The organism is Streptomyces sp. NPDC029296 (assembly GCF_055569255.1).
Genome location: NZ_JBVHXT010000007.1, coordinates 142,047 through 168,691 on the forward strand (window position 1 = coordinate 142,047; position 26,645 = coordinate 168,691).

Annotated in this window: 16 protein-coding genes; 8 read left to right on the plus strand and 8 right to left on the minus strand. The window is 72.4% G+C overall.

Annotation, left to right across the window (positions count from 1 at the left end):
- Positions 1-369: 369 nt before the first annotated feature.
- Complete coding sequence (locus ACZ4W9_RS08515; RefSeq protein ID WP_467934109.1) at positions 370-1,812, plus strand: aldehyde dehydrogenase; 1,443 nt, start codon at positions 370-372, stop codon at positions 1,810-1,812.
- A 596-nt stretch (positions 1,813-2,408) separates the two neighbouring features.
- Here ACZ4W9_RS08515 and ACZ4W9_RS08520 read toward each other — a convergent pair.
- The 5 genes from ACZ4W9_RS08520 to ACZ4W9_RS08540 form a co-directional block, all read right to left on the minus strand.
- On the minus strand, positions 2,409-2,720 hold the full coding sequence (locus tag ACZ4W9_RS08520; protein ID WP_467934111.1) for a hypothetical protein: 312 nt from the start codon (positions 2,718-2,720) through the stop codon (positions 2,409-2,411).
- Between the two features lie 370 nt (positions 2,721-3,090).
- On the minus strand, positions 3,091-3,633 hold the full coding sequence (locus tag ACZ4W9_RS08525; RefSeq protein WP_467934112.1) for a GNAT family N-acetyltransferase: 543 nt from the start codon (positions 3,631-3,633) through the stop codon (positions 3,091-3,093).
- 135 nt (positions 3,634-3,768) lie between these two features.
- Positions 3,769-4,221: a hypothetical protein gene (locus ACZ4W9_RS08530; RefSeq protein ID WP_467934113.1), complete on the minus strand. Its 453-nt coding sequence runs from the start codon at positions 4,219-4,221 to the stop codon at positions 3,769-3,771.
- Between the two features lie 869 nt (positions 4,222-5,090).
- Positions 5,091-6,326: an ATP-grasp domain-containing protein gene (locus ACZ4W9_RS08535; RefSeq protein ID WP_467934115.1), complete on the minus strand. Its 1,236-nt coding sequence runs from the start codon at positions 6,324-6,326 to the stop codon at positions 5,091-5,093.
- A 20-nt stretch (positions 6,327-6,346) separates the two neighbouring features.
- A complete protein-coding gene (locus ACZ4W9_RS08540) occupies positions 6,347-7,510 on the minus strand; it encodes a hypothetical protein (RefSeq protein WP_467934116.1) in 1,164 nt (387 codons plus the stop codon).
- 337 nt (positions 7,511-7,847) lie between these two features.
- Between ACZ4W9_RS08540 and ACZ4W9_RS08545 the strand changes: the two genes are divergently transcribed.
- A complete protein-coding gene (locus ACZ4W9_RS08545; RefSeq protein WP_467934118.1) occupies positions 7,848-8,777 on the plus strand; it encodes an endonuclease/exonuclease/phosphatase family protein in 930 nt (309 codons plus the stop codon).
- Here the strand turns inward: ACZ4W9_RS08545 and ACZ4W9_RS08550 are convergent.
- Positions 8,770-9,954, minus strand: coding sequence for an alpha/beta hydrolase family protein (locus ACZ4W9_RS08550; RefSeq protein WP_467934119.1), 1,185 nt, complete (start codon positions 9,952-9,954; stop codon positions 8,770-8,772). The genes ACZ4W9_RS08545 and ACZ4W9_RS08550 overlap by 8 nt on opposite strands.
- Before the next feature lie 424 nt (positions 9,955-10,378).
- Positions 10,379-11,920: a class I adenylate-forming enzyme family protein gene (locus tag ACZ4W9_RS08555; protein WP_467934120.1), complete on the minus strand. Its 1,542-nt coding sequence runs from the start codon at positions 11,918-11,920 to the stop codon at positions 10,379-10,381.
- Between the two features lie 235 nt (positions 11,921-12,155).
- Here ACZ4W9_RS08555 and ACZ4W9_RS08560 point away from each other — a divergent pair, with 235 nt between their 5' ends.
- From ACZ4W9_RS08560 to ACZ4W9_RS08585, 6 genes are all read left to right on the plus strand, one after another.
- On the plus strand, positions 12,156-13,781 hold the full coding sequence (locus ACZ4W9_RS08560) for an NAD(P)-binding domain-containing protein (protein ID WP_467934122.1): 1,626 nt from the start codon (positions 12,156-12,158) through the stop codon (positions 13,779-13,781).
- Positions 13,778-14,890, plus strand: coding sequence for an alpha-hydroxy acid oxidase (locus tag ACZ4W9_RS08565; RefSeq protein WP_467934123.1), 1,113 nt, complete (start codon positions 13,778-13,780; stop codon positions 14,888-14,890). The genes ACZ4W9_RS08560 and ACZ4W9_RS08565 overlap by 4 nt, the downstream gene beginning before the upstream one ends.
- Positions 14,884-16,347 (plus strand): cytochrome P450, encoded by a 1,464-nt coding sequence (locus tag ACZ4W9_RS08570; protein WP_467934124.1) that lies wholly within the window; start codon positions 14,884-14,886, stop codon positions 16,345-16,347. Before ACZ4W9_RS08565 ends, ACZ4W9_RS08570 begins: the two co-directional genes overlap by 7 nt.
- Before the next feature lie 44 nt (positions 16,348-16,391).
- Positions 16,392-17,669, plus strand: a complete 1,278-nt coding sequence (locus ACZ4W9_RS08575; protein ID WP_467934126.1) for a cation:proton antiporter — start codon at positions 16,392-16,394, stop codon at positions 17,667-17,669.
- Positions 17,670-17,914: 245 nt separating this feature from the next.
- A complete protein-coding gene (locus ACZ4W9_RS08580) occupies positions 17,915-18,889 on the plus strand; it encodes an alpha/beta hydrolase (protein ID WP_467934127.1) in 975 nt (324 codons plus the stop codon).
- A 112-nt stretch (positions 18,890-19,001) separates the two neighbouring features.
- Positions 19,002-22,781, plus strand: coding sequence for a hypothetical protein (locus ACZ4W9_RS08585; RefSeq protein ID WP_467934129.1), 3,780 nt, complete (start codon positions 19,002-19,004; stop codon positions 22,779-22,781).
- A 29-nt stretch (positions 22,782-22,810) separates the two neighbouring features.
- Here ACZ4W9_RS08585 and ACZ4W9_RS08590 read toward each other — a convergent pair whose 3' ends face one another.
- Positions 22,811-26,590 (minus strand): hypothetical protein, encoded by a 3,780-nt coding sequence (locus ACZ4W9_RS08590; RefSeq protein WP_467934130.1) that lies wholly within the window; start codon positions 26,588-26,590, stop codon positions 22,811-22,813.
- Positions 26,591-26,645: the final 55 nt, after the last annotated feature.

Below are 26,645 nucleotides of genomic sequence, written 5' to 3' on the forward strand. Positions count from 1 at the left end.
CGTTCACTCACATCGGTGGCACGGGATCACCGAGGTTTTCGGTGCGATGACCTTCACATACGGTGCGTCACCTGTCAAACGGGTGACGCTAGTTCGCTCGCCGGAAGGCGGGCGGGGAAGGAGCGCCCTCCGTCCCGGCCGGCCCGCCGGCGGATGTGCAGTCTCGTCCGCGGCGAACGGCGGACGCATCGGTCACCCGTCTCGTTTCGCGGTCCGGGAACGTCGCGGGCTTGAGTAATTCGACTGAGGTCCGGATGCGTTGGCGTGCGCCGGCCCAGGTCTCGAGTGAACACCTGGAACGATTAAGTGCTACATTAATGTGACACTTAAGAGTCGTCGAAGGACCCGGCATCGAAAGAGGGACAGCGCGTGATCACGTACGACCGGCTCTTCATCGGTGGTTCCTGGCTGGCGCCGAGCGCCCCTGAGCTGCTGGACATCGCCTCACCGCACGACCAGTCCCTGATCGGCCGCGCGGCCCAGGCACGGCCGGCGGACATCGACCGCGCCGTGGCCGCGGCCCGTGCGTCGTTCGAGGAGGGAGCATGGCGCCTGACCCCGCCGGCGGAGCGGATCGCGGCCCTGCGCCGCTTCAACGCCCTGCGGGAAGAGCACGCGGAGGAGATCGCCCGCCTGATCTCGCTGGAGAACGGTTCGGCGAGATGGTTCACCCGGGCCGGACAGCCCGGCCTGACCCGGCAGGCCAACGCCTACCTGAGGGCGGCGGAGGAGTTCGCCTGGGAGGAGACTCCGCTGCCCTCCGACCCGGCATCCCCGGTGCGCAGCGTGGTGCGCCGGGAGGCGGTCGGCGTCGTGGCCGCGGTGATCCCGTGGAACTCGCCGTTCTCCTCGGCCACCTCCAAGATCATCCCCGCTCTGGTGGCCGGCAACTCCGTGGTGCTCAAGGTGTCCCCGGAGAACTCGCTGAGCATGGGCTTCCTGGCCGGACTGCTGGAGCGGACAGGCCTGCCCCGTGGGGTGATCAGCGTCCTGCCCGCCGACCGGGAGACCAGCGAGCACCTCGTGTCGCACGAGGAGGTCGACAAGATCGCCTTCACCGGTTCGACGCGGGCCGGCCGCCGCATCGCCTCCCTCGCGGGCGAACAGCTCAAGCGGGTCAGCCTGGAGCTGGGCGGCAAGTCCGCCGCCGTCATCCTGCCGGACGCCGACCTCCCAAAGGCGGTCGCCGGCCTCAAGTTCGCCTCCTTGCTCAACAACGGCGAGTCCTGCATCGCCCAGACGCGCATCCTGGCCCCGCGCAGCCGGTACGAGGAGGTGGTGGCCGCGCTGAAGGAACTGGTGGAGTCACTGAAAGTGGGCGACCCGGGCGACCCCGACACCTTCATCGGCCCGATGATCCGCCCCGACCAGCAGGAGCGGGTACGCACCTACATCCAGCTCGGTATCGACGAGGGCGCCCGCCTGGTCACCGGCGGTCCGCAGATCCCCGAGGGCCTGGAGCAGGGCAACTACGTCACGCCCACCGTGTTCGCCGACGTCGACACCTCCATGCGCGTCGCACAGGAGGAGATCTTCGGCCCCGTCCTGGTCGTCATCGCCTACGACGACGAGAACGACGCCGTGCGGATCGCCAACGACTCCGAGTACGGCCTCTCGGGCGGCGTCTGGTCCGCCGACGAGGCCCGTGCCCTGGCCGTCGCCCGCCGCATCCGCACCGGCACCGTCACGGTCAACGGCGCTCCCGTCGGCTTCGACGGCCCGTTCGGCGGATTCAAGGCCAGTGGTATCGGCCGCGAGTACGGCGCGGTCGGCCTCGGCACCTACACGGAGTACAAGACCATCACCGTGTGACCCCGTCCTACGGTGGAGAGCGCGGCGGACATGCCTACAGCGGCGGAGCGTCCGGCTGTCCGCCGCCGTGCACCGGCGTGCCCCGCGCGTTGCTGCTCCCCGGCCTCTTCGATCGGGTCGGGTTCGTCGGGGAGATGTCGCGGACCGGGGTGAGGAGCGCGGCCAGTTCCGGCGGGCGGCGCGGGCGAGAGACGTCTCGTACCGGAAGGGCGACCCGGTACGCACCGAGTTCCCCGGGGTGAAGAGCCTGTCCGCGGTCCCGCGCCGTTCGCCGGGATGAACCTGCCGTACGCGGCTCGCGTCCTACGGTGCTGCGCGACCGCCCGGCCCGCGATTCCGGGCATATGTACGCCGGTTCGCCGGGGGAGCGCATGGGCATGCGCCGAGGCGGCGGCGAAGTCCCGGATGCGAGGTGGCTTGCGCAGGCCGGGGCTCGCCGCCTTCGCGGGGCCGGCAGGCAGCCCGGGCCGCGGCGCAGCGTCCGCCGTGCCGTCGACGCGGTTGTCCGGAATCGCCCGTGGGGTAGTCCGAACCTCCGTGGCCGGCGGACCGGCGCCCGGCCGGTCCAGGGACGCCGGGCGCCGGCAGAGGGGCCGTCAGGCCTTGATCACCCGGTAGCTCAGCATCGCCCAGGGGAGGTTGGTCTGCGCCAGGGAACCGGTGGCCCACGGCGTGTTGCTCCCGCAGCCGGCGTCGGCGTACAGCTCGACCGCGGCGGAACCGGAGACGACCTGGACGGACAGGGCCCGCTGCGGCAGTGTGTGACACGTGTCGCGGTCGTTCAGATCGACCACCGTCACCGTGCCCGTTCCATTGGCGCCCGAGTAGAGGTACGCCCCTTCCTTCAGCGGCGGCCAGCCGGAGGCGTTCGCCGCCCCCAGAGTGAGGCCGGTCAGCGCCGCGGTCATGACCGCGACGCCTATTGCTCTGCGGAGTCTCGCTGTGTGAGTGGCCATATGACCTGCCCTCCTTGTGTGGGACGACGCCGGGGGAGCTGTGCCGGCGGCAAGATCTTGCCTGTTCAAGTATGTTCCCGGCGAGGGCAAATCAGGCCACTCGTGTGTGTGTCCCGCGTGTGTGCCTTAAGACACGTTTGACTACGCGAGCAGGGGCGCGAACAAGGCACTGACCACTCACGAATCGCCCGAGGCGGTGCGCCGGCTGTCGGTAACGTGACCGCTGTGATGGTGGGCACCGGAGAAACCCCTCGACGGTGGAAGAGCTGCTCGCCGAGCAGGACGTGCGTCCGCCGGCAGGCCACCGGCCCCCTCGCCGCTGTCAGCGAGTGCTTGCGGCGTACCGGTCGGATGACATCTCGAACACCCGCACCCGGCGACCGTAGGCGGGAGTGACGGTCTCACGGGCCAGACGCATGCCCAGCTTGATCATGACCCGTTCGGAGGCGTCGTTGCCGACTTGAGTGATGCTGACGATCCGCTCGAGCCCCCGCTCCTGGAACCCGAACCGTACAGCCGCCGCAGCGGCCTCGGTGGCCAGGCCCTGCCCCCAGTGGGAACGTCCCAGCCGCCAGCCGACCTCGACGGCCGGCAGTACCTCCGGCAAGAAGTCGGGCACCGAAAAGCCGGTGAATCCGGCCAGTTCGCCCGTGGACCGGATTTCCACGGCGAACAGGCCGAAGCCCTGTGACTCCCACTGGCTCTCCCAGGCCCGGATCTTGCCGCGAGTCCGCTGTTCGTCCAGGACGCTGCCGTCACGGATCCACCGCATGACCTCGGGGTCGGCATTGACGGCGGCCATGGGCACAACGTCCTCCTCGCGCCAGCGACGCAGGATCAAACGGGGAGTCTCAAGCGTGATCATCCCACCATTCTGGATCACGCATGGGCTCGTCGTCCCCCCACCAGGCACCCTGGTAGGGGACGGCTCCGATGGCCGCGAACCAGGCGGCCACGGGCTTATGGATCGCCGACCGGGGCGCCGCTCCGTGGCCGCCGGTCAGAGGACGAATCGGTTGACGAGCACCAGGAGCAGGAGCAGACCGGTCATGATCCCGGCGATCTGCCAGACGCGTCTCGGCGAAGGGCGCACCACGACCTTCGGCCGATCGAGCGTGGGGAAGACGTAGTAGATCCGGTGCGGGTGCTCGTCCAACGCCACCTTCGCGAAGCGCACGTACCTCAGTTCCGTCCGGCGCGCGATCTCCTGACGGCGCGGGCGGAGGATCGGCGTCAGGGCCGGCCCGAAATCTTCCTTGACCCGGGCGCGCAACGGGCCCTTGTCGGTCAGTGCCGTCGGCGTCCAGGCGGCGTACCGGTCCGCCAGTTTCCGCGCCCAGTAGAGGTCTCCAGGCTCCGGCAGCCGGACCTCGTCGGTATGGGGGGCTTGGGTGATGGTGCCTTCCGTCCATTCGAGGGTCCTGCCTGTCCCGGCGCAGCGCTCGTGTGTCACCTTGCCGTCCCCGGCACAGTCGGGACACAGCCTGGACCCGGTGCCGGCGCAAGCGGTGCACGGAACGCGGCCGCGGCCGCGACAAGCCGCGCACGCGACATCAGGCTCACCGCACTCGTCACACCGGATGCGGTCATCCGTGTCTCCTGCGGCCCTGCGCGCCGGCGTTCCCGCCTGTGTCCCGGCGGGTCTCAGGGCGGAGCGGCCGGTCCCGTCGCACAACAGGCAGCAGGTGCTGTCCCGGCAGCGTGCGCAGGGCCGGCGCGGCTCGCAGCGGATGCTGCCCTCGCCTTCGCAGCGCTGGCAACGGACCCCTCCGTTGCCGCATGCGCACGAGCGGTCGTCGACCGAACCCCGCCGCACCAACGTCCAAGTACGCTGCTCGGCAGGGCCCCGGGGCCGCGGCACCCGGTAGTCGCCGATCGTGTCGTACACCGGCCGGTCGGAGAGGTCGAGGGGCCCGGCGTGGAAGCGCTTCGTTTCCGAGCGGGACTCGAGGCTTCGTACGACCTGCCCTTTCAGCAGAGAGTGCCACGTGATCGCGACGGCATCCGACAGCGGCTCCGTCAGGGATTCGCCGCGTTCGCCGATGCAGCCCCGCACGGCCTCAAGGACTTCCTCGTCGCCCAGCACCCGTCTCCCCAGCGTGTTACGTGCGCGGCCGGCGCGCGATCCCCGGCTGATGTGTCTCTCACAGACGGACAGGACAGTACCCAACCGTCGCGCGCGGCACCGGCCCTTCACAGAAGGTCACCCGCCAGAGCTCCACCCTCCCGTGTGGACGCCAACCGGATCGCCGGCAGCCCGCACGGGGAAGGCCGCCGAAAGGGCGCGCCGACCGCGGGACGCGCGATGATGTCGGTTGAGCATCAGCCCACCTCGTACATCGCCGCACCGTCCAGATACCGCAGCGTGTTCAGGTCCCTGCGCAGCACCGCCTCCACCGGGTGCCGCAGGCTCAGCACGACCGGGTACTCCAGGTCCCACGTGGTGGGGACGATCGTCTCGCCCGGCCCGACCAGTACGGTCACCTCACGCACGCTCTCCAGCCCGCGTGCCTCGTCGAGAGCGCGGTACCCGGTCAGCCGGCCGGAGACAGGCGAGACGAGCGCCGCCCAGGCTGCCGCGATCTCGCGCCGGTACGGCGTGCCGGCCCGTGCGTGGAACCGTTCCGGCCTGACGTAGGCGTCGACGCTCCACTCCAACTGCCCCTCGCCGATGGCGTCCGCGACGTGGTACGGCAGTCCGGAGACCCTGGCGCCGGCCTCCACCAGGCGAGGCCCGTCCGGCGTCAGTTTGATCTCCAGGTGTGCCGCACCGTAGCGGATGCCGAGCGCGTCCAGCACCCGGAAGGCATGGCGTTCGAGCTCGGCGACGTGCTGGTCGTCGTAGCGGAGCAGGACCTGCGCGACCACCAGGTCCCGGACGCCGTTGGCGGTGACGCGGTCGGTGCTCCACACGTCCGTGACGGTGTGCACGCCGTCGCAGCTCACCGTGTTGACGATGTACTCGGCGCCGACCAGGTACTCCTGGGCGACGACCCCGGTGACGGCCCCGCCCATGGGGGACGGCGTGCCCCTCAGGGCGCAGAGGGCGGCGACCGAGTCCGAGGGCGCGTCACAGAAGCGCACCCCGTGCCCCAGCGCGCCGCGCAGCGGCTTGACCACGACCGGCCGTCCCAGATCCGCGTGCCAGGCCCGCAGCTCCGCCTCGTCGTCGGTACGGATGTGCCGCATCGCGGGAACGCCCCGCGCCCTGAGCCGCTCGATCTGCAGGTACTTGTCACGACGGGCCGCGCTGAGCGCCGTACCGTTGGACGGCAGGCCCAGCCTCTCGGCGAGGGCGTCGGCGAGTTCCACCCCGGACTCCCTGCCGGGCAGCACGGCACGCGGCCGCAGCGCCGCCAGTCTCTCCGTCAACACGTCGAGGTCTCCCTCGTGGACGAGCGTGTGACGGAACCTCGTCGTGTCCACGGGAGCCACGCCCGGCAGCAGGTCCGGGGTGCTGCGCACCTGGATCACCTCGCCGCCCACCGCGGCGAAGGCGTCCACGTAGCGGTACGACGTTCCGAAGGCGTCCACGACGGCGACCTGGAAAGCCGGCATGTCCTGTCCCTCCATGTCCGTCAGCCCGTGACCGGGCCGAGGAAGCCGGCGAGCCGCCGCCGCGCCGTCAGCAGCCGGTAGGCCGCGTTCGTCAGCACGTTGCGCGCGCTGAATCCGGACGTCCCCGGCTCGTCGGTGTCGAGGATGTCCTCCTCGCCGTCCTGGGCGAGGATGCGCGCCCTGGTCGGTGTGCCCCGGAGGGCGAAGGCTTCGGGAAGGGCCCGCCGGGTGATCCCCAGGTGCACCATGCGGAAGTCCGTGAACCTGTCCAGCAGACGGAGCAGCGCTGTGGCGGCGCGGTGGTCGAGCACCAGGCGGCCGTCGAGCACCGCCTGGACGAGATTGTCCCCCGCGCGCGACCTCTCGCGCCACGTGGTGACGAGCGGCCTGGACCAGCGCGGGAAGTAGGCCATGCACTGGTCGAGATACACCTCGTACCGCGGTGTCGGTGCCAGCAGCACCAGCTCCAGCAGTTGCACGCTCGGCATGAACGCGCCGCTCGCTCCCCGGGCGCCGTCCGGACTCCCCGCGTGATAGCGGCGGAACGACCGGAACGCCTCCGCGGTGAGCCGATGGTACTGGGCCATGTGGAGTCGGAAATCGTCGAGGTCCTCCACCGCTTCCTCCAGCGCGGCGGCGGCGTCCGTGCGCCCCGGTTCCAGGACCAGTGGGGCCAACCGCTCGAACGCGGAGCGGACGGCCGGTTCCGAGAGGTAGTGGCCGAGGTAGAAGTCGCGTTCCGAGCGGCCGAGTTCCCCCTCGGAGAAGACCCGGATGTGCCCACTGCGCTCCCACTCGGCGCAGTTGACGTCGATGAGCAGTTCGTAGCTCATGTGCGGGTCGAGAAACGGGAACCGGGCACGGTGCGCGGCGATGGTGTCCAGCAGGAGCAGGGGGAACGACGCCGGCCCGGCCGGGAAGTACCCGTTGAGGAGGAAGAGGAGGTCCAGCCGCGCCACAGACGCCGAGAGCGGATCGCCGGCGGACCAGCCGTCCGGTCCGAGGGCGGCCAGGATCCGGGACTGCTTCGCCGCCAGTTCCCCGTACGTACTGCGGCCCTGCGCGACGGCGGTCAGGTCGGCGGGCAGTTCGCGCAGCACGTAGGAACTCAGCGGCGACCGTAACGTCCCTTCCGGGCCGCGGGGCCGGGTCTCCAGACGGCGGAACAGTTCTTCCTTCTTCACTTTCGCCTCCGTGTGCGACGAAGTCGAGACACGCCTGCCGCGGCCCGCTTGCCTGCTCACACCGCAAGCTAACACGTATCTATCAGTCGCGTGTGCGGGTGTGAGGTATCGAGAGGTGAGAAACATGTTTCTCGTGTACACGTGCTGCGGTGGCGCGGTGCGGTGCGGGCGCGGCGCGTGGGCTCTGGGGGCGTGCGAAACGAGTGCCCCCGGCACGGGTGGCCCGGGGGCGGCGGTGACATACTCAAGCACCGTCGCCGCGGGCGGCCGGGCTGCCACGTGCCCCGGCCGATTCCGGTGGCGGGGCGCGAGGGGAACGCGGGAGGACGAGGAGGCGATGGTGCTCGGCAGAGGCACGCGTACGCTGGCGGGCGCCCTGATCGTGGCCTGCACGGTGCTCATCGGACCGAGTGCGCCGACCGGCGCTCTCTTCGCCAGGCCGCTGCCCGCCGGAGCCGTCGAGGACGTCGTACCGGACCGGGTCATGACATGGAACATCTGCAACCCGTGTGACGCGGGCAACCTCGACCGGGCAAGGGAGATCGCCACGTACGCGCCCCAGGTCGTCGCCCTGCAGGAAGCCTGCGTGCGCGACGTCGAGAAGATACGGGCCCATCTGAAGAGGTTCTACGGGCTCGTCTACCACGCCGAGTACGGGACGGTGCTCCGGGACTGGGGCCGCTGCGGGGGAGTGCCGTGGAATCCCGGGGCCTACGGCCAGGCGATCCTCTCGGCGGCGCCGATGACGGACCCCGTCAGCGTGGAGTACCCCGACGGCGGATCCGAGGACCGTGGGTACATGGCGGTCACGGCCACGGTGGGCGGCCGGTCCGTCCGCGTCTTCAACACGCACCTCGCGCAACGGCGTCAGGAGGCGGTCCGGGCGGAACAGACCCGCGCGCTCGCCGCGGCCGTCGCCCGGTACGACCGCGCGATCGTCCTCGGCGACTTCAACGCCGTGCCGGACGCCCCCGAACTCGCCCCTGTGTGGGAACTGGCCGCGGACGCGGACCCCCGCTGCCGGCCCTTGTCCACCAGCGGGTGCGCCCCGACCACCGACTGGCAGAGCAAGTTCGACTACGTGTTCCTGCGGGGCATCGTCCCGCTCGGACAGCGCGCGCACCCGACCCCGTACTCGGACCACCACCCGGTGCACGCCGACCTGGACATCGACCAGGACGGCACCTGGGACCGGCCGGTGACCGAGCGGCCCGCGGCCCTTCGTCCCGTCGGCGAACGGAGCGCCTGCCCGGCGCCGTTCAGATGAAGCGTACGTCCGGGTGGAGCGGGGAGGGACCGTCCAGCAGCGGCTGGTGGCGGCCGCGCAGATGCTGATCGAAGAAGGCGGTGAGGTAGGCCCGGCGGCTCGCGGTGAACCGCGCCGGGTCGACGGTGCCGGTCATCCGGGCCGGCAGTCCCGGCGGCAGCGTGAGCCGCTCGGCGAGGCCGGGGAGGAGGGTCTGGTAGTCGGTGAACGAGTTGTGCTCGGCGGCCTCCGTCCACAGATCGCGCTTCCAGCCCGTGGAGTTCCGCCACATCGCCCGCCAGGACGGGGAGTGTTCGTGGGTGTGCGGCAGCCTGCCGGACGGGACCGCGAGCCACGCCCCCATCTGCAGGAACGGCCGGTCCAGCCCGGTCCGGGCGACCGGCAGCAGCAGCTCGGGGCTGGTCCAGTCGTAGCCGAGCGGCCCGTCGAGGTTGGCCCCGGCACGGATACGGCGGTCCACGCGCATGGCCTCGGCGGTCGTCATCCCGCCGAGCGAATGCCCGAACATGCCGGTGCGCGTCAGGTCCAGCGACCGTCCGAGACCGCGCGGCAGCGGCCGCTTCCCGGCGTCCGGGTTACCGCCGTGCGCGAGCACGGCGAGTCGGTCGAGGACGAACCGGATGTCGGCGACCCGGACCTCCAGTGCCGCCCTGTTCCGTTCGGCGCTCGCCTCGATGGCGCCGAGGCCGGGCGCCGGCTCGACGACGCGGCCGCCCGGGAACTCGACCGCGTGTGCCTCGTGGACGGGGTCGACGGTGATCACCGCGTAGCCGTGGCTCGCCAGCTCCTCCACGGCGGTGGTGTCGAGGGTGCGCTCGTTGTACATGCCCGGCGAGTACAGCACCACGGGCACCCGCCCGGACCTGGGCACCGCGGGCACTCCGGCCCGGGCGTGGGTACCGAACCCGGCCCAGTCGACGGCCCCCTCGCCGATCTGGAGGATCTTCGCCGCGCCCGCCCCGAACACGGCGGCCGCGCCCGTCCGCATGTAGGGCACCCGGGGGCCGTCCTCCGCCGTGGCGTGGCCGGCCGGGTACCAGACGCTCACCATGAGTTCCCGGAACTCCCGGGCCGCGTCGCCCGCCCACCAGGGACCACGGCGCGTCCGGTCCACCAGGCACAGTTCGGTGACGCCGATCGGGAACGGTCCGGTGGGGCGGGGGAGTTCGAGGCGCACGGGTCCGTCGGGGGCCGCCGGCGCGGCGGACGCGCGAGCGGCCGGACCCAGAGCCGAGACGGCACCCCCCGCGGCCAAGGCACCCGCGCGGCCCAGCAGCCGCCGGCGCGTCAGGGACGCGGTCGAGGAACCGGAAGGGACGCGGGAATCGAAGGCATTGGTGCATCGCATGCCCCGATCCTGGCCGCACACCAGGACCGGAACCATGGGGCCAGCCGGATAGTGTCCGGCGCTCATCCGGCCTACAGCTTTGAGCCGGGCCCCTCGGCGTCCGGACGTGCCCGGTGACCGCGACTCCCGGACGGAGACCCGGCCGGGCATGGACGGCCTGCTCCGGCCGCTTACGGCCAGGGGCCCGGGGACCCGCCGTGATGTGCCTTGTCCGGTCACGGGTGCGCCCGGCGTCGACGGGGACGGTGTCCGGTCAGGGGGCCTTCAGCAAGGCACGCAACGCCGCCTTGTCCGGCTTGCCGCTCGGTGCCACGGGCACCTCGGTGATGCCGACGACCGAGACCGGGGCGCCGGCCTCCCCGAGTTCCCGGGCCACCAGCTCGCGCAGCGCGTCCGCGTCCGGTACGGCTCCGGGCTGCGGGACCACGAAGGCGTGGATCGCCTCGCCGGTCCGGTCGTCCGGGACTCCGACGACGTAGGCCTGGTCGATGTCGGGGTGGGAGGCCAGGACCCGCTCGATGGGGCCCGCGTAGTGGATGACGGCATCGACGATGACGATGTCGCGCGTGCGTCCCGACAGCCGCAGATATCCCCGCGCGTCGAGCCGGCCGAGATCCCGGGTGCGGACCCAGCCGTCCCGCAGCACCTCCGCGGTCTCGCGAGGATCCTCCCAGTAACCGCGGAACGCGTCCGCGAGCCGGACCCACACCTCTCCCGTCCGGCCCGTGGGGAGGTCCCGGCCGCCGGGATCCCGCACGGTCATCTCGACGGTGTCGAGCGGACGCCCGACGCTGTCGGCGAGGCCGGGATCGGCTGCCAGTTCCTCGGGTTCGAGGACGGTCAGCATGCCCGTCTCCGTCTGGCCGTAGGCGTGGTGGACCACCGGTCCGAGCAGGTCGGCCGCCTCGGTCAGCCGGTGCGGTGCGAGGGGGGAGCCCGCCACCACGAGGGCGCGCAGGCCGCTCGTGTCCACGGCCCTGTCCCGGACGGCGTCGAGGATGCCGTACAGGCGCGGCACCGTCGTCATGCAGGCGGTGACGCGGTGGTCGGCGAAGACCTCGGGGAACCGCAGGGGCGCATCCGGGATGACGGCGGTGCCTCCGCCCAGCAGCGACAGACACACGTGCTCGAACATGACGGCGCTGCTGAGCGTGCCGAAGAGCAGGAAGCGCGCGTACCGTGCCGCGAGGCGCCGGGTCCGGTCGGTCCAGCGATCGGGCCGCAGGGCCCAGCCCTCCGAGAGGGCGCCGTAGGTCACCATCGTGCCCTTGGGCCGGCCGGTGCTGCCGCTGGTGAGGTGGATGACGCCGATGCCGTCGCGGTCGCCCCGGGCGGTGAGGTCGTCGGAGCCGGGCGTGACGGGTGCCGGGGGCCGTGCCACGGCGCCCGCCTCCAGCAGGGTGCCGGTCTCCAGCAGGGTGATGCCGCCCGCTGCGGCGGCCGGCGCCGGCCGGCTCGCGGCGTCGTCCGTCACCACGGCGCGGATGTCGCGGGCGAGGATGTCGCGCAGGTGCTCGCGGGTCAGCCCGGGGCGCAGCGCCACCACCTGGCAGCCGACGACGTGGGCGGCGACGCGGACGGCGAAGGCCTCGGGTGTGACACCGGTGTCGAGGACCACGCGGGATCCGGCGGTCAGGCCCGCACCGCGCAGACCTCTCACGAACCCGGCGATCAGCGCGAGCACCTGCCCCCTGGTGACCGCGCGTCCCCCGTACTCGAAGGCGGGCAGGTCGGGGGCGTCGCGGAACGCGTCGACGAGTGCTTGCGGAAAGACGCCCCCGGGCTTTTCGTCCACTTCGTCTCCACTCTGGGCCGGTAACCGACGTAAAGACAGGGTGAATGACTGGAAAACGACTATGGCGGACGCGCTCGGTGCTCCGGCCCGCCCCATCACGCCTTCACGTTAACCGAAGTGGGAAATCCGCCACCCCGAGAGAAGCGTGTGACCTACATCACATACTGCTGGGGTGGCTCCCTGCTTTAACGGTCAAGTACCGTCTTCCACGCCCCACGGAAGGCAGGAGAAGGCCATGTCTGTTTTAGGGCAAGTCGACTATCTCGTCATCGGCGGCGGCCCCGCGGGCCTGCAAGTCGGATACTTCCTCCAGAAGAGCGGCAGAGATTACCTCGTCGTGGAAGAGAGCGACGCTCCGGGCGCTTTCTTCACTCGCTTTCCCAGGCACCGGACCCTTATTTCCTCCAATAAGGTGCACACCGGTTGGAGCGACCCCGAGACGCGGCTGCGCGTCGACTGGAACTCCTTGCTCTCGGACGAGGGACCGCTGTTCACCGCGTACTCCCCGCGCTATTTCCCCCCGGCCGACGACATGGTCCGCTACCTGGCGGACTTCGCACGGGCGCACGAGCTGCGCATCCGCCTCGGCACCCGGGTCACCCGCGTATCCCGGCCCGACGGTGGCCTCTTCGTGGCGACCGACGAGCATGGCAACGTTGACCGGGCCCGCCGCGTCATCGTCGCCACCGGTGTCTCACGGCCGTACGTGCCGCCCATCGAGGGCGCCGGGGAGGCCGAGCATTACGACCAGGTGTCCGTCGATCCCGACGAATTCACCGGCAAGCGGGTGCTGATCATCGGGCGGGGCAATTCCGCCTTCGAGACCGCCGACAATCTCATCGAGACCGCCGCCGTCATCCATGTCGCCGGACCCGGCTCGCTCAAGCTCGCCTGGCGGACGCATTTCGTCGGTCATCTCCGGGCCGTCAACAACAACTTCCTGGACACCTACCAGCTCAAGTCCGAGAACGCCGTACTCGACGGCGACATTCTCCGCATAACGCGGAAGCCCGATGGCACCTATGTCGTGAGCGTGAAATTCTCGCGCGTCGCGGAAGTCGTGAAGGACATCCCGTACGACCGGGTCATCCTGGCCACCGGGTTCCGCTTCGACGCCTCGATCTTCGACGACGACTGCCGTCCCGACCTCGTCGTCAAGGACCGTTTCCCGCGGCTCACCAACGCGTGGGAATCCGTGAACGTGCCCGATCTGTATTTCGCCGGCACCATCACCCAGTCCCTGGACTTCAAGAAGTCGACCAGTGGCTTCATCCACGGTTTCCGGTACGGAGCGAAGGCACTTCACCGCATCCTCGAACGCCGCTACCACGACCAGGAGTGGCCGCACACCACCCTGCCCGCCGCCCCGGGTCCCGTGACCGACGCCGTCATCGAGCGGGTCAACCGCACCTCGGCCCTGTGGCAGCTGTTCGGATTCCTCGGCGACGCGGTGCTGGTCGGCACCGGCGGCGACGTGCGCCACTGCGAGGAGATCCCGGTGGCACACCTCCACGAAGCGGCGGCCCGGGGCCGGTTCGGCGATCTGGCCTCCTACTTCACCGTCACGCTGGAGTACGGAGCCGACCACGACCAGGTCGATCCCTTCGACATCACCGTCGGCAGGACGCCCCAGCAGGACACCAGCGGCCTCGACGCGCGCTACCTGCACCCCGTGGTACGGCAGTTCCTGCCCGACGGCAGCGGCAAGCCGGTCGCCGAGCACCACATCACGGAGAACCTGGAGAACGAGTGGGACGACCCCGACGTCCACGTCGGCCCGCTGCGCTCCTTCCTCGCGTCCCGGCTGTCCGCCGGGGACGACCTCCCGGCCGGCGGGGAAACCGCCGCGCCCCGGGCATGACCGGCTCGCCCGCCGGCCCGTCGCGCGATCCGGCGGAGTCGGCACGCGGGAAACTCAGCCCCGAGCACTACGACTACTTCGCCGGCGGCGCGGGCGAGGAGAGGGCGCTCAGGGAGAACGAGGACGCCTTCGGCCGGCTGGCCCTGCTTCCCCGGGTGCTGCGCGGCGGCGCCGACCGCGACACCCGGGTGAACGTGCTGGGCCGGCCATGGCCGGCGCCGCTCTTCGTCTCGCCCACCGCCTTCCACCGCCTCGCCCACCCCGACGGTGAACTGGCCACCGCCCGCGCCGCCGCCGCGACCGGCACCCCGCTGATCACCGGCATGGCCGCCACCACCGCCGTCGCGGACGTCGTCGCCGCGGCCCGCGAGGCGGACCCGGGGGCCGTGGTCTGGTTCCAGCTGTATCCGCAACCGGAGCACGAGGTCACCGCCGAACTGGTGCTCCGGGCCGAACGGGCGGGATGCTCCGCCCTCGTCGTCACCGTCGACTCACCCGTCTTCGGCACGCGCACCCGGGACCTGCGCAACGGTTTCCACGACCTGCCGCCCCATCTCGCGGCCGAGAACATGCGGGACCTGCCCGGTGCGGCACCCGGCACCACCCGCGACATCGCCATGTGGCCGGCCGGCTGGGACGACCTCGCGCGGCTGCGCGACCTGACCGGTCTGCCCCTCGTCCTCAAAGGCGTGCTGCACCCCGAGGACGCGCGTCTCGCCGTCGAACGAGGCGTGGACGCACTGGTCGTGTCCAATCACGGGGGACGGCAGCTCGACGCCGCTCCGGCAGCGGTCGAGGCGCTCCCGGCCGTGGCCGGCGCCGTCGCCGGGCGGGTGCCCGTCCTCATGGACGGGGGAGTGCGCAGGGGCACCGACATCGCCCTGGCCCTCGCCCTCGGAGCCCGGGCCGTCGGTGTGGGCCGGCCCGTGCTGTGGGCCCTGGCCACGGGCGGCGAGGACGGCGTACGGGCGGCGCTGACGGCCCTGCGCGAGGACTTCGACCAGGCGCTCGCCCTCTGCGGCGGGCACCGGCCGCAGGACCTCACGGCCGACCAGGTGGCCCCGCGCGGCCTTCCGTACCGGCCCATGAGAGGAGAACGCGCATGGTGAGCAGGAAAGCGGCGGCGGCGGCGCTGGCGGCGGGCGGCGCGCTGCTGCTGTCCTCCCCGGCCTGGCTGCCCGGCAAGGTCGTCGCCCTCCGCACGAAGGTCTTCGCCCGCGTCAACGGCGACGAGGGCATGCTCCTCCCCGACGCCACGTTCGGCCCCGACCGTTTCCAGGAGGTCTACGGCCATCCGGCCGCCGCGGGCCGCAGCAGGGGCGCGGCACTGTCCGACCTGTTCTGGTACTGGCTCGCGCCCGGCGCCGACGTCCACCAGGAGCACCTGGAGGCCGGGCCCCGCTACGACGAGGTCGCCCGCCGGACGCTCGCCGTCCTCTCCGGCCCGTCGGCAAGGCTGTACGAAGCCGCCGCGCGGCACACCCGGCAGGCCCTGGACGAGGCGGCCGACGGCCGCGTGCGCGTGGTACGGCTGCGCGATCTGATGATGCCGGTGTGGGCCGAGTACTTCTACGGCCTGGTCTTCGAGGAACCCTGCCCGGCCGAGGCCCGGCGGCTGATCGTCGCCCACGCCGAGGACGTCGTCAACGCCCTCAAATGCACCCGCCCGCGTCACATGCGCCGCAGGAACCGGCTCACCCGCTACCTTCTGCGCCGCCTGGCGGCCGGGGATGTGCCGCACGCACTGCCCGCCGGCCTGACTAGGCGTCAGCAGGCGTACTACCTCCAGGGCACCTTCTTCAACACCGCCGTCGTGCAGATGTCGGAGGCCACGGCCCACCTCCTGCTGGCCCTGGCCCGCCATCCGGACGTGCAGGAACGGGTGGCGGCCACCCCCGAGGACGACCGCTATCTGACCCACGTCATGAACGAGACCTTCCGTCTCTACCCGCTGTTCGGGGTGGCCCACCGGATCACCACCGCGGACATCGCCCTCGACGGCCTGCCCACGATCCCGGCGGGTTCCGTCCTGACCTTCAGCTACCCCGACTACCACGCCACCGGCTACGCCGACCCCGAACGCTTCGACCCCGGACGCTGGGCGGCGCTCCCCGCGAAGAACGCCCACCACATCCCCTTCGGTGTCGCCGGCAACCGGCCCTGCCCGGCCTGGCGCCTCGCACCCGTCGTCCTGCGTGCGGCGACCCGCGAGGTGCTGGCCCGGTACGCGCTCGACTCTCCCGTCAGCCACACCCGCTCCATCCCGCACCGCGCCCCCTGCCTGCTTCTGCCCCGGGACCGGCCGGTCCCGGACCCCCTGCGACACGTCCTGCGCACGGCACTGACCGTCCGCGACCGCGCCGAGGACGTCGGACGCAGCCTGCTGCAACTGCTCTTCGGCACCTGGATGGTGCTCGACGCCCGCCGCACCAGGCCCGCCGCGACGTACTTCGCCCGGTACGACACCGAGGGCCGTCCGCTGGAGGGCTCCCACGCCTCGCCCGGCCACGCGGCGGGAGGCGGACAGGGCGCGGCCGCCTGCCCCTTCACCGGCCGCGGCGCCTGACAGCGGCAACACCCCCCATACGTCTCCTCCCCAAGGAGCCACCGTTGTCGACCACCGAGATGGGCCCGGCGTTCTTCCTCGCCGTGGCCGTCATCCTCATCGCGTGCCGCCTCGTCAGCCGGCTGCTGCGGCCACTCGGCCAGCCACCCGTCGTCGGCGAGATGGTCGCCGGCGTGGCCCTCGGCCCCTCCGTGCTCGGCCTCCTCGCGCCCGGCCTGGAGAAGACCGTGTTCCCGGACGAGATCCGTCCCGTCCTGTACGTGGCGGGGCAGGTCGGCCTCGTCGTGTTCATGTTCCTGTCCGGATACGAGTTCCGTACCGACCGGCTGCGCTCGGTGGGCCGTACCGCGGTGCCCGTCTCGGCGGCCGGCATCGTCGTACCGCTCCTGCTGGGGACCGGACTGGCCTGGGCGGCACACGACACGGTGCACCTCTACCCGGACGGGATCGCGCCCTCGGTGGGCGCGCTGTTCGTCGGTGTCACCGTGGCGATCACCGCCTTCCCGATGATGGCCCGGATCATCACCGAACGGGGCCTGACGAAGACCCGCTTCGGTGCGGTCTCCCTCGCCGCGGGCGCGCTGGACGACGCCGTGGCCTGGGTCCTGCTGGCCGGGGTGCTCAGCATGGCGGGCGGCGGCGCGGACACCTTCCTGCGCGCGGTCATCGGTACGGCCGGGCTCGCCGTGTTCCTCGGGATCTTCCTCCGTGTGCGGCCCACCGCTCTGCGACGGGCCCGGCGGCTGACCGACGAACAGATGCTGCTGGTCACCGTCCTGCTGCTGTTCCTCGCCGCCTGGTACACCGACCGCATCGGCCTGTACGCCGTGTTCGGCGCCTTCAGCCTCGGTGTCGCCTTCCCCCGTGACCCGGTGGTGACCCGCGCGGTGGAGGCCCTCGCACCGGTGAGCCGGATCGTGTTCCTGCCCCTGTTCTTCGCCTACTCCGGCCTCAACACGGACTTCACCCTGCTGTCCGACGGCGGGCTGCTGCTGTTCACGGTGGCCTGTGTGGCGGTGGCGGTCATCAGCAAGTTCGGTGCCTGCTGGGCCGCGGCGCGTCTGCTGGGCGAGACGCAGGCCGTAGCCGTTCGCGTCGGCACGCTGATGAACGCACGCGGTCTGATGCAGCTCATCGCCATCAACGTGGGCCTGTCCGCGGGCATCGCCTCCCCCGCGCTCTTCGGCGTCCTCGTGATCGTCGCCCTGGTCACCACGGTGATGACGGCGCCGCTGCTGGCGCTGCTGGACCACCGCGACCGGAGCCGGCAGCCCGAGGAGGCACCCTTGGCCGCGGTGACACCGACTCCGAGAGAACCGTGACCTCGTCCGAGGACGCGGGCCGTCCGGGACCGCACTCCGGTGCGGGGCCCGGCGCCTCGGCCGGGCGAAGGCACGGCAGGCTCACGGTTCACCCGGAGGGGCATATCGTGCCAATTTGCGCACGGCCGATGGGGCGCGAACGATGGGAACCGGGCCTTCGCCCCGGGGGGCCGGGGGAACGCGTAGCAGCGGCCGGGTCGTGGCCGCAGGTCAGGGCACGCACCTACTCGTGACATGGAGCCGACATGACCGAGCTTCCTCCGCCGATCACCCCATACCTCGAACCTGCCGCGAAGGAGCTGTGCGAGGCGACCGACCCGCACCCCCGGATCTATGAGGTCCCCCCGGAGAAGGGGCGGGACATCCTGCTCGGTCTGCAGAGTGACCCCAGCGTGCCGCGCCCGGAGGTCGACGAGGAGTGGGTCGAGGTGGACGCGGGCGAGTGGGGGACCGTACGCACCCGTATCATCCGGGCCGAGGGAGCGCAGGGGGCGCTGCCGGTGGTCTTCTGCATCCACGGGGCCGGCTGGGTCTTCGGCGACGAGAAGACGCACGACCGCCTCTTCCGCGAACTCGTCGTCGGCGCGGGCGCCGCGGGCGTCTTCCCCGTGTACGACCGTGCGCCGGAGGCGAAGTACCCGACCCAGGTCGAGCAGAACTACGCCGTGGGCCAGTGGGTCCTGCGACACGGTGCCGAGCACGGTCTGGACACCTCACGCATCGCCGTCACCGGCGAGTCCGTCGGCGGCTGCATGTCGGCGGTGTTCGCGCTGATGAACAAGGAGCGCGGCGGGATCGGCCTCAAGGCCCAGTGCCTGCTCTACCCCGTCACCAACGCCGACTTCGACACCCCGTCCTACCTGCAGTTCGCCGAGGGCTATTACCTCACCCGCGACGGCATGAAGTGGTTCTGGGACGCCTACACCACCGACCCCGCCCAACGCGCGGAGCCGCACGCCTCCCCGTTGCGGGCCAGCCTCGACCAGCTCAAGGGCCTGCCCCCGGCCCTGGTCATCACCGACGAGGCCGACGTCCTGCGCGACGAGGGCGAGCAGTACGCCAACAAGCTCCGCGAGGCGGGCGTGGACGTCACCGCCGTCCGGGTGGCCGCCATGGTCCACGACTTCCTGCTCCTGGACAGCCTGCGTGACACCCGCGCCGCCAATGTCGCCCGCAAGCTCGCCGTCGACTTCCTCCGGGCGGCACTGCACGACGGCTGAGGCCCAGCGGCCCGCCCTCACGCGAGCAGGAACCGCGCGGAGCCGTGCGGAACGCGTGTGCACGCGCCTTACGATCCTGTCGCAGAGGCTACGACGCACAGGGGGCGGCACCGTGGATTCCGAACCGGCGGACTTCTGCCTGGAGGTGACCCGTTTCCACGCGGTGACGCAGCCCGTCACGGGCAAGGTGACGGAGACGAGCTGGCGCTGGGTCCTGGAGGCCGACGGCCTCGTGATCCACGAGGCCGACGTCCGGCTCGACGGCTCCGCCTGGCAGTTCGACGCCTTTCGGGATCCTCAGGCGTACCTGCGCTGGAGGGCGGACCCGAGCCGGCGGCTGGAGCACGAGAGCGAACTCCTCGACGAGCTGGGCCGGTGGATCACCCGGTGCGGGCTCCAGGGGATCGGCGACATCCTGGCCGCCGACGGCCCTTGTGTGGTGCGCGTGAAGGTCCCTCACGAGGCCCGCTTCGTCGCGCAACTGCCCTGGGAGGCGGCGGTCGTCGACGGCAAGGCACTGCCGCTGCACCGCGTCACCCTCGTCCGGGACCTCGCGGCGGCGCCCCTCACGCCGGCTCGGAGGAGGAAGCATCCGATCCGGCACGCCCTGCGGGTGCTGGCCCTGTTCAGCCTGCCCGACGACACCTCCGCGCTGAACCTCAGACGGGAACGCCTGCAACTCGCCCGCCTGCTCGACACCGTGGCCAAGACGAGCGGCACCGCCATCGAACTGGCCGTCCTCCAGTACGGAGTGACCCGTGAGCGACTGGGAGTGTTCGCCGAGCACGGACGGGGCTGGGACGTTCTCGTGCTGTCCGGCCACGGCGGGGACGGCGCCTTCGTCCTGGAGAAACCCGACGGCAGCCGTGACCCGATCGGTGGCGACGCCCTGGTGGAGCTGCTGGCGCCGCTGCGCCGGCGGGTCAAGTTCGTGCTCGCGGCGGCGTGTTCGTCGGCGGACAGCCTGACCGACGAACGGCTGGACGCACTCGGGATCGGCCCCGCGCACCGGTCGGCCGACCCGCTCCGGCCCGCCCGGCCACAGACCGCGCGGCCACCTGCCGCCGGCCCGCACGTGGGCGTCCTCGCCGAGATCCTCGCCGAGCGCCTCGACTGCGCGGTCCTCGGCATGCGCCACACCGTCACCGACGACTTCGTGACCCGGCTGAACGGCGCGGTCTTCAAGCTGATGGTGGAACAGGCGAATCCCCTCGGACGTGCGGTGGCGCTCGCCCTGCCCCGAGTGGTCGACACACCGGCCACCGAGGCCAGCCCGCCCCTGTCCGCCAGCTCCCCCGCGCTGTTCGGCGGCACGGCCGTGGAACTCCTGCTCGAACCGCCGAAGGGCCCCGCCCTGATCTTCGACCGGAGCACGCTCAAGCTGGCGGGCTTTCCCGACCAGCCCGCACGGTTCGTCGGACGAGGTGCCCTGATGTCCGCGGCGAACCGCTGCCTGGCACCGGGCAGCGGTGTATCCGGCATCTTCCTCCAGGGCATGGCTGGCGTGGGCAAGACCGCGTGCGCCCTCGAACTCTGCTACGGCCAGGAGGACAACTTCCAGACACTCGTCTGGTACCGGGCCCCCGAGGGGAGCAACGGAACCGCGCCCGACATCACCACCTCCCTGGCCGACTTCGCCCGTGCCCTGCACCACCGGATCACCGATCTGCGTTTCGTGGAACTCCTCGACCGGCCGGACGAGCTGTCGGCGTTCCTGCCGGAACTCACCCAGTTCTGCAAGGAACAGCGGGTCCTGGTCGTCCTCGACAACGTCGAGTCCCTGCTCACCCCGTCGGGTCGGTGGCGCGATGCGAGATGGGGACCGGTGGTCGACGCCCTGACCCGGCACCGCGGGCTGTCCCGGCTGATCATGACCGGGCGGCACGCGCCCGGGCCCCTCGGCCAGACCGTGTCCGTGTACCGGGTCGAGGCCCTGTCGCTGCGCGAGAGCGTCCTGCTCGCTCGCGAGATGCCACAGCTCAGGGCACTGCTGGACGGTGACCTGGACGGACTGCCCCCCAGCCGGTGCCAGACCCTCGCGGTGGGCGTCCTCACCTCGGCGCAGGGTCACCCCACCCTCGTCGAGCTGGCCGAGGGCGAACTGTCCGACCCGGAGGGGCTCGCCCAGCGCCTCGCCGAAGTGGACCGCTCCTGGGAAGAACTGGGCATCGCCCCGCGGAGCTACCTCGACATAGGCGTCGCCACCCGCGCGGACGCCACCGCCTATACGACCATCCTGACCGTGTGGGCCACGGGCGTGGTCGCCGCACTGCCCGGGACCGCCCGGTGCTTCTTCCAGGTCCTGTGCTGTCTGGAGCCGGCGGACCGCAGACCCGCGCTGCTGGAGGAGATCGGACCGCTGCTCCGCACGCCGCCGGCCGGAGGTCCCGAAGACGGGCTCAGGTGGTGGGAGGACTGGTCCGAACCGGCCGAGAGCGGTCTCGTCACCGTCGACCGGGACGCCGGCGGAGAGGTCACCGCCCTGGTCGTGCACCCCGAAGTCGCCGAGGCCGGCCGGCGGAGCGCCGGGCACCTGCGCGAGACCGTGGACCGGCACCTCGCCGAGTACTGGACCGAGCGCGCGCGGGAGGGCCTGGCGACCGAGCACCGGGCCGGATCCGGCCGGGTCCTGGAAGCGGCCCGGGCCGCCCTGCCGTACCTGCTGCGCCGGGACCACTGGAGCCGGGCCGCCCTGCTGCTCGAACGCGTCCTGTTCCGCGACCCGTCGCCCAGGACGGCCGCCGCGTTGCTCCCCGCGCTGCGGGACATCGCCCGCCGCGCCGAGGGCAGCGACGACGAACCGGCCGCCAACCGGGCCCTCGTCCGAGTACTGGAACGCGACGACCCGGAGGAAGCCCGGGTTCACCTGGAACGGCTGCTGGAAAACGCCCTCGCCCGCGAGGACCACCTCGCGGCGACCGGGCTCACGGGCGACCTCGCCTGGCTCCGCTTCCGCCACGGGGACCGGGAAGGCGCCCTCGCCCTCCTCGACCGCAAACCCGGCTACACCCGGCAGGCCGGTCTGGGCCCCTGGTCGGTGCTCGGCGACGAAGCGAAACGACTCCAGGTCCTCCAGCGCGGGGACCCGCCCGAGACGGTCCTCGGCGAGGTGCGGCGGCTCCTGGACCGCATGGACTCCCTGCCGGCCCGCGGCGGCCTGCCGGAGAACGTGGACCCCTGGAACGTACGGGAGGCGGTGCTGGGAATCGGGTGCGCCGCGGCCGACGCCATGGGCGCCTGGGAGCTGGAACTGACCCTGATCGACGAGGTGCTCGCCGGCCGGCGGGCCCGGCACGCCCCCGACGCGGACACCGCGACGACCCTCTTCAACCGGTACGGGCCACTGCAACGCCTGGGCAGGGTGGACGAGGCGCGCGACGTCCTCGTCACCTGCCGCGCCCTGTTCGCCCGCGAGCAGGACTGGGCACAGGTGGCGCTGACCACCGGTGCGCTGGCCGACGTGGAGGCCGCGCGCGGACACCACGACACCGCCGTGGCGCTCATGGCCGAGGCGCTGCGCGGCCTGTACGGCGCGGGCGACACCCACGTCCACACCCTGCAGGTGGCCCACCACAACCTGGCGGTCTTCCTCGCCTCGTCGGCGGCGGGGACAGCCGAGGACCACCGGCGGGCCCTCACCCACGGTCTGACGTCGGTGCTGCTGGGCGCGCTCGTCGACGGGGTGGACCCCGAGACCGCCACGGCACTGGTCCACCGGCTCGTACCGGTGCCCGCGTCACCGCCCGCCACGGTCGGGGAACTGTGCCGGGTCGTGGACGCCGAGCCCGGCATGCGGTTGGCCGACGCCCTCACCCGTGCGGCCCGGCCCGAGGCGGTGCGGGCGGCGTGGGACGCGGTCGTCGCGGCCTGGACCGGCGCGTGCGACGACTGAGCGACGGCCCGTCCGGTACCGGGAGCGGCTCAGCGGGACCGGGCCGGCGCCCGTACCCGCGCGAGCAGGGTGTCCAGGACGGACGGCTCGCCCGTGCCGGTGATCGCGCTCAGGACACGACGCAGGTCCACCCCCGGAACCCGGTCCACGGAGTCGGCCACCTCGTCCACGCTGTCGAGGGCGAACCAGCCGTCGTCCCGTCCAGGAGGGTCGCCCCCTCCGGGGCCGTCACCCCCTTCCGGGCTACCGGGATCCGCACCGTCGTCGCCGGGCGGCCCTCCGGCGGCCTCGATCAGCTCCGCGGCCAGCAGGTGGGCGGCCGCGGCCCGCGGATCGTCCTCGTGCGCCCGCAGCAGCATCTCCATGTCGCGGTGCGCCACGACGATGTCCGCCGCCAGGTCCGCGCGGTAGGCGTAGCGCAGTGCGTCCCGGGCTAGCCCGAGGGCGGTCGAGCCGTGACCGCGCCGGTGCTCCACCCGCGCGAACGCGGTGAACGTCCATGCCAGCCCCGGGGCGAACAACTGCCGCTCGTACTCCTTCCGGCACTCCCGGAACACCTCGGCGGCCTGGTCCAACTCGCCCAGGATCAGCAGGAGTTCCCCGGTGTTGTACAGGGTGTGGGTGCGTTCGAGGACCGGGGCGTCGCGCCGTGACTCGCAGGCCGCGATGCGGTGGTTGAAGTCGAGCGCCTCCCGGAGCCGGCCGAGGCCGCGGGCGGCCAGCCGGCCCACGTCGAGCAGCATCTCCTCCACCGTCCACGGCTCCAGCCCTTCGGAGGCGTCCGGCTGCCGGGACAGCGGGCCGGAGCGGGCCAGCAGGACCCGGCTTCGCTCCAGCGCCTCGTCGAAGCGTTCCATGAGGGCCAGGATCTGGGCGTGCGCCGCCTCGATGCCGAGCCGCGTCCAGGGACCGCGGTCCGTCCGCGCGATGTGCTCCACGGCACGCTCCGCCCACAGCAGCGCCTCGGCGAGCCTGCCCACGTTGCGGTGCCGGGCCCGCAGATCACTGGCGAGGTTGGCAGCGCGCTCGTGGTCCCCGCGGCGTACGGCGTCGTCGAACAGCTCGGTCAGCCGGAGTTCGCCGGCCGCGGGGTCCACCCGGAGCAGCACCCGAGCGCGCGTGCGGGCGACGCGCGCGTCCCGGTCGGCGTCCCCGGCGTACGCGACCGCCTCCTCCACGAACGGCAGCAGGGCCAGTGCGGTGGGTCGTGTCAGGTCACGGGCCAGCACCTGGCTGACGACGTCGATCAGGCGCTCCCAGTCGCCCAGCCGCAGCAGGTACGGACACGCGGAGCGGGCCGCGCGCAGCACGTCCGTGCCGGTGCGGCCGGTGTCCTCGTGGGCGAGTGCCTCCTCCAGCACGGCGCACCAGTGATCCGCGCAGATGCCCTCGACCCGGCGGACGAGGAAGGGGTCCGCGGTCGTCCGGCCGGTGCCGGCCACGCTGGGATGCAGGTCCCAGCGCGGCTGTCCGTCCCCGCCGGTACGCGACGCCGCCAGTCCGCTGCGCACCAGCCCGGACACCGGGGCCGCGTCCGGCCCGGCGGACCCGCTCCGGTCCAGCGCGTCCCACACCCTGGTCACGGTCTCCCGGCTCCGGTCGGCTTCCTCCATCACGCTCAGTACCTGGAACAACGTCCTCTCGGCCGGGCCGAGTTCGCCGGCGATGCCGCGCGTCCAGGAGTCCAGGAGCAGGGCGTACTCCTCGGCCGCCGTCGTCTCCGCCGTGTCCGGGGTGTCCGGGGTGCCGGCACCGTCCGCCGAGTGCGCCGCCCGGCGGGTGCGTCGCGCGGTGTCCAGCAGGGGGCCGAGCCGATCGAGATCGGTGGCCTGCGCGTCGGCGAGGACGAGCAGTTCGGGGTGGCCGTCGGTCGCGGTGAGGATCTCGGAGACGACCTGGCGCCCCCGCTCGGCCGGGACGTCGGGCGCCGTGCCCTCGAGCAGCGGCCCCAGCCGCGGGAGTTCGCGCGCCAGCAGAACGGCCTCGCGCCGGGTGAGCGCGTGCACCGGGGCGACCGAGACCGGCGCGGGCGCGGACGCCGGACGGACACGGCTGGTCAGTACGGTCCGCGACAGCCCCGTGTGCGAGGTGAGCGCCGTGAACACGGCGTCCCAGCGCTCGTCCCGCCAGGTCCCGCCGCTCGTCAGGAGGGCTTCCGCGTTGTCGATGACCAGCAGCACCCGTTGCCGTTCGAAGAACTCCGTGAGCAGGGGCAGCAGCCGCCGCAACTCCTCGCGGTCGGTGAGGGCCGGAGTCATGGACAGGCCCCTCAGCTTCTGCTCCAAGGCGACCGCCAGATCGGTCAGCGCACTGTCGACCACATGGGCGCTGGGCGCGGCCGGGGTGCCACCGGCCGGTTCGGCGCCTGCGACACGCAACCACACCAGTGCCTGGAAGTTGTCTTCCTGGGTGTACGCCAGTTCGACGGCGGCGGTGGTCTTCCCGGCCCCCGCCATGCCGTGCAGGACGATCCCGGACACCCCGCTGCGCGGTGCCAGCGCGGCGTTGGCCCGGCTCATCAACGCCACCCGGCCCACGAAGCGCCGCGGTGCCTCCGGGAAGCCCGCCAGCTTCAGCCTCTCGGCGTCGTAGACGAGGGGGCCGCCGCGGGGCGCGCTGAGGCGCAGGCCCGTCGCGCTGCTCCCGAAGAGGGCCGGCGTCACCTCGGACAGGGCGGGGAAGGAGGCGGTCGGCCGGTCGGGCACGCAGGCGGCCAGCGCCCTGGCCAACGCGGTCGCCAGCGGCTGGTCACGGACGAGGAGCGCCTCGTACAGCTTCCCGCCGAACGCGATGGCGAAGTCGTCGACGACCGGGAAGCGCATGCCGACCACCGCGCAGTCCAGCCGTCCGGCGAGCGAGGACGCGAGGTCGGACAGCGGGGCGGCCGGGTCGGCGGGGGCGCCGCGGCGGCGCAGCGCGGGCCCGAGAGCGGACGCGTCGAAGGGCTCGCGCGCCCGGTCGTCGGCGGACGAGCAGGACGACGCGGTGATCAGCTTGACCTGGCGGCGCAGCGGGGAGAGCAGGTCCACCAGTACGTGGTGGGGCACCTCGTCGGGGCTGCCGTCCTCGTGCTCCAGCGTCAGCACGGCACGGCCGCCGTGCGCGGAGACATGGACGACGTCCCACCCCGGCCCCTCCTCCGCGATCTCGCGCAGCCGCTCGCGGGTGACGCCGTACTGAAGCACCCGCAGCTCGACCGCGCGACCGTGCACGGTACTCACCGCCCGCACGATCCGGGCCAGTTCGTGGCGCTCGCGCCGCAGGTCGAGCGCGGTCGTGGCGTCGGGGACGCTGAACAGCGCGAGGATCCGCAGGGTCGCCCCGACCGGGCGCTTCGGCGGCCTGCGCGCGACCCCTCCCGGCCCGGGCACGTCGTGGACGAAGACCACCCCGTTGCGCCGCAACGGGACACCGTCGATCACGGCCGCCTCCAACGGGCGCGCGGCCAGGGTCCGGGCCTCCGGCGGCAGGACCACGCGCACCGTGCACCCCGACGCGTCCTCGGCGAACCGGGACAGCCGGACACCCACCTCCCCGAGCACGCGGACACCGATCCACTCGCCCACCTCGCGCACCACGGCGGCCTCGCGTTCCGTCCGCCGTTCCGGGTCGACGCGCCAGGCGAGGTAGCCGTAGAGATCCTCGAAGGCGTCGTACTGCCATTCCTCGCGCCGCAGCCGGACCTCGGCGTCCGCTTCGAACGTGCCTCCGGGGCCGGTCAGCAGCCAGCGCCAGGACGGTCCGTCCGCGTCGTCGCGGAAGCCGTCCACCGTCAGCGTCAGATCCTCAGCCGACTCGTCGGTCGTCACGGCTCGCCTCCGCCCCTTGCCGGATCGTCCGGGCAAGCGTGCCACAACTGCCAAC

What these genes read in the sequence shown, in the direction of transcription:
- ACZ4W9_RS08580 (WP_467934127.1), top strand. Translation starts at nt 17,915, where the DNA reads ATGACCGAGCTTCCTCCGCCGATCACCCCATACCTCGAACCTGCCGCG.
- ACZ4W9_RS08520 (WP_467934111.1), bottom strand. Translation starts at nt 2,720, where the DNA reads ATGACCGCGGCGCTGACCGGCCTCACTCTGGGGGCGGCGAACGCCTCC.
- ACZ4W9_RS08565 (WP_467934123.1), top strand. Translation starts at nt 13,778, where the DNA reads ATGACCGGCTCGCCCGCCGGCCCGTCGCGCGATCCGGCGGAGTCGGCA.
- ACZ4W9_RS08535 (WP_467934115.1), bottom strand. Translation starts at nt 6,326, where the DNA reads ATGCCGGCTTTCCAGGTCGCCGTCGTGGACGCCTTCGGAACGTCGTAC.
- ACZ4W9_RS08570 (WP_467934124.1), top strand. Translation starts at nt 14,884, where the DNA reads ATGGTGAGCAGGAAAGCGGCGGCGGCGGCGCTGGCGGCGGGCGGCGCG.
- ACZ4W9_RS08545 (WP_467934118.1), top strand. Translation starts at nt 7,848, where the DNA reads ATGGTGCTCGGCAGAGGCACGCGTACGCTGGCGGGCGCCCTGATCGTG.
- ACZ4W9_RS08525 (WP_467934112.1), bottom strand. Translation starts at nt 3,633, where the DNA reads ATGATCACGCTTGAGACTCCCCGTTTGATCCTGCGTCGCTGGCGCGAG.
- ACZ4W9_RS08560 (WP_467934122.1), top strand. Translation starts at nt 12,156, where the DNA reads ATGTCTGTTTTAGGGCAAGTCGACTATCTCGTCATCGGCGGCGGCCCC.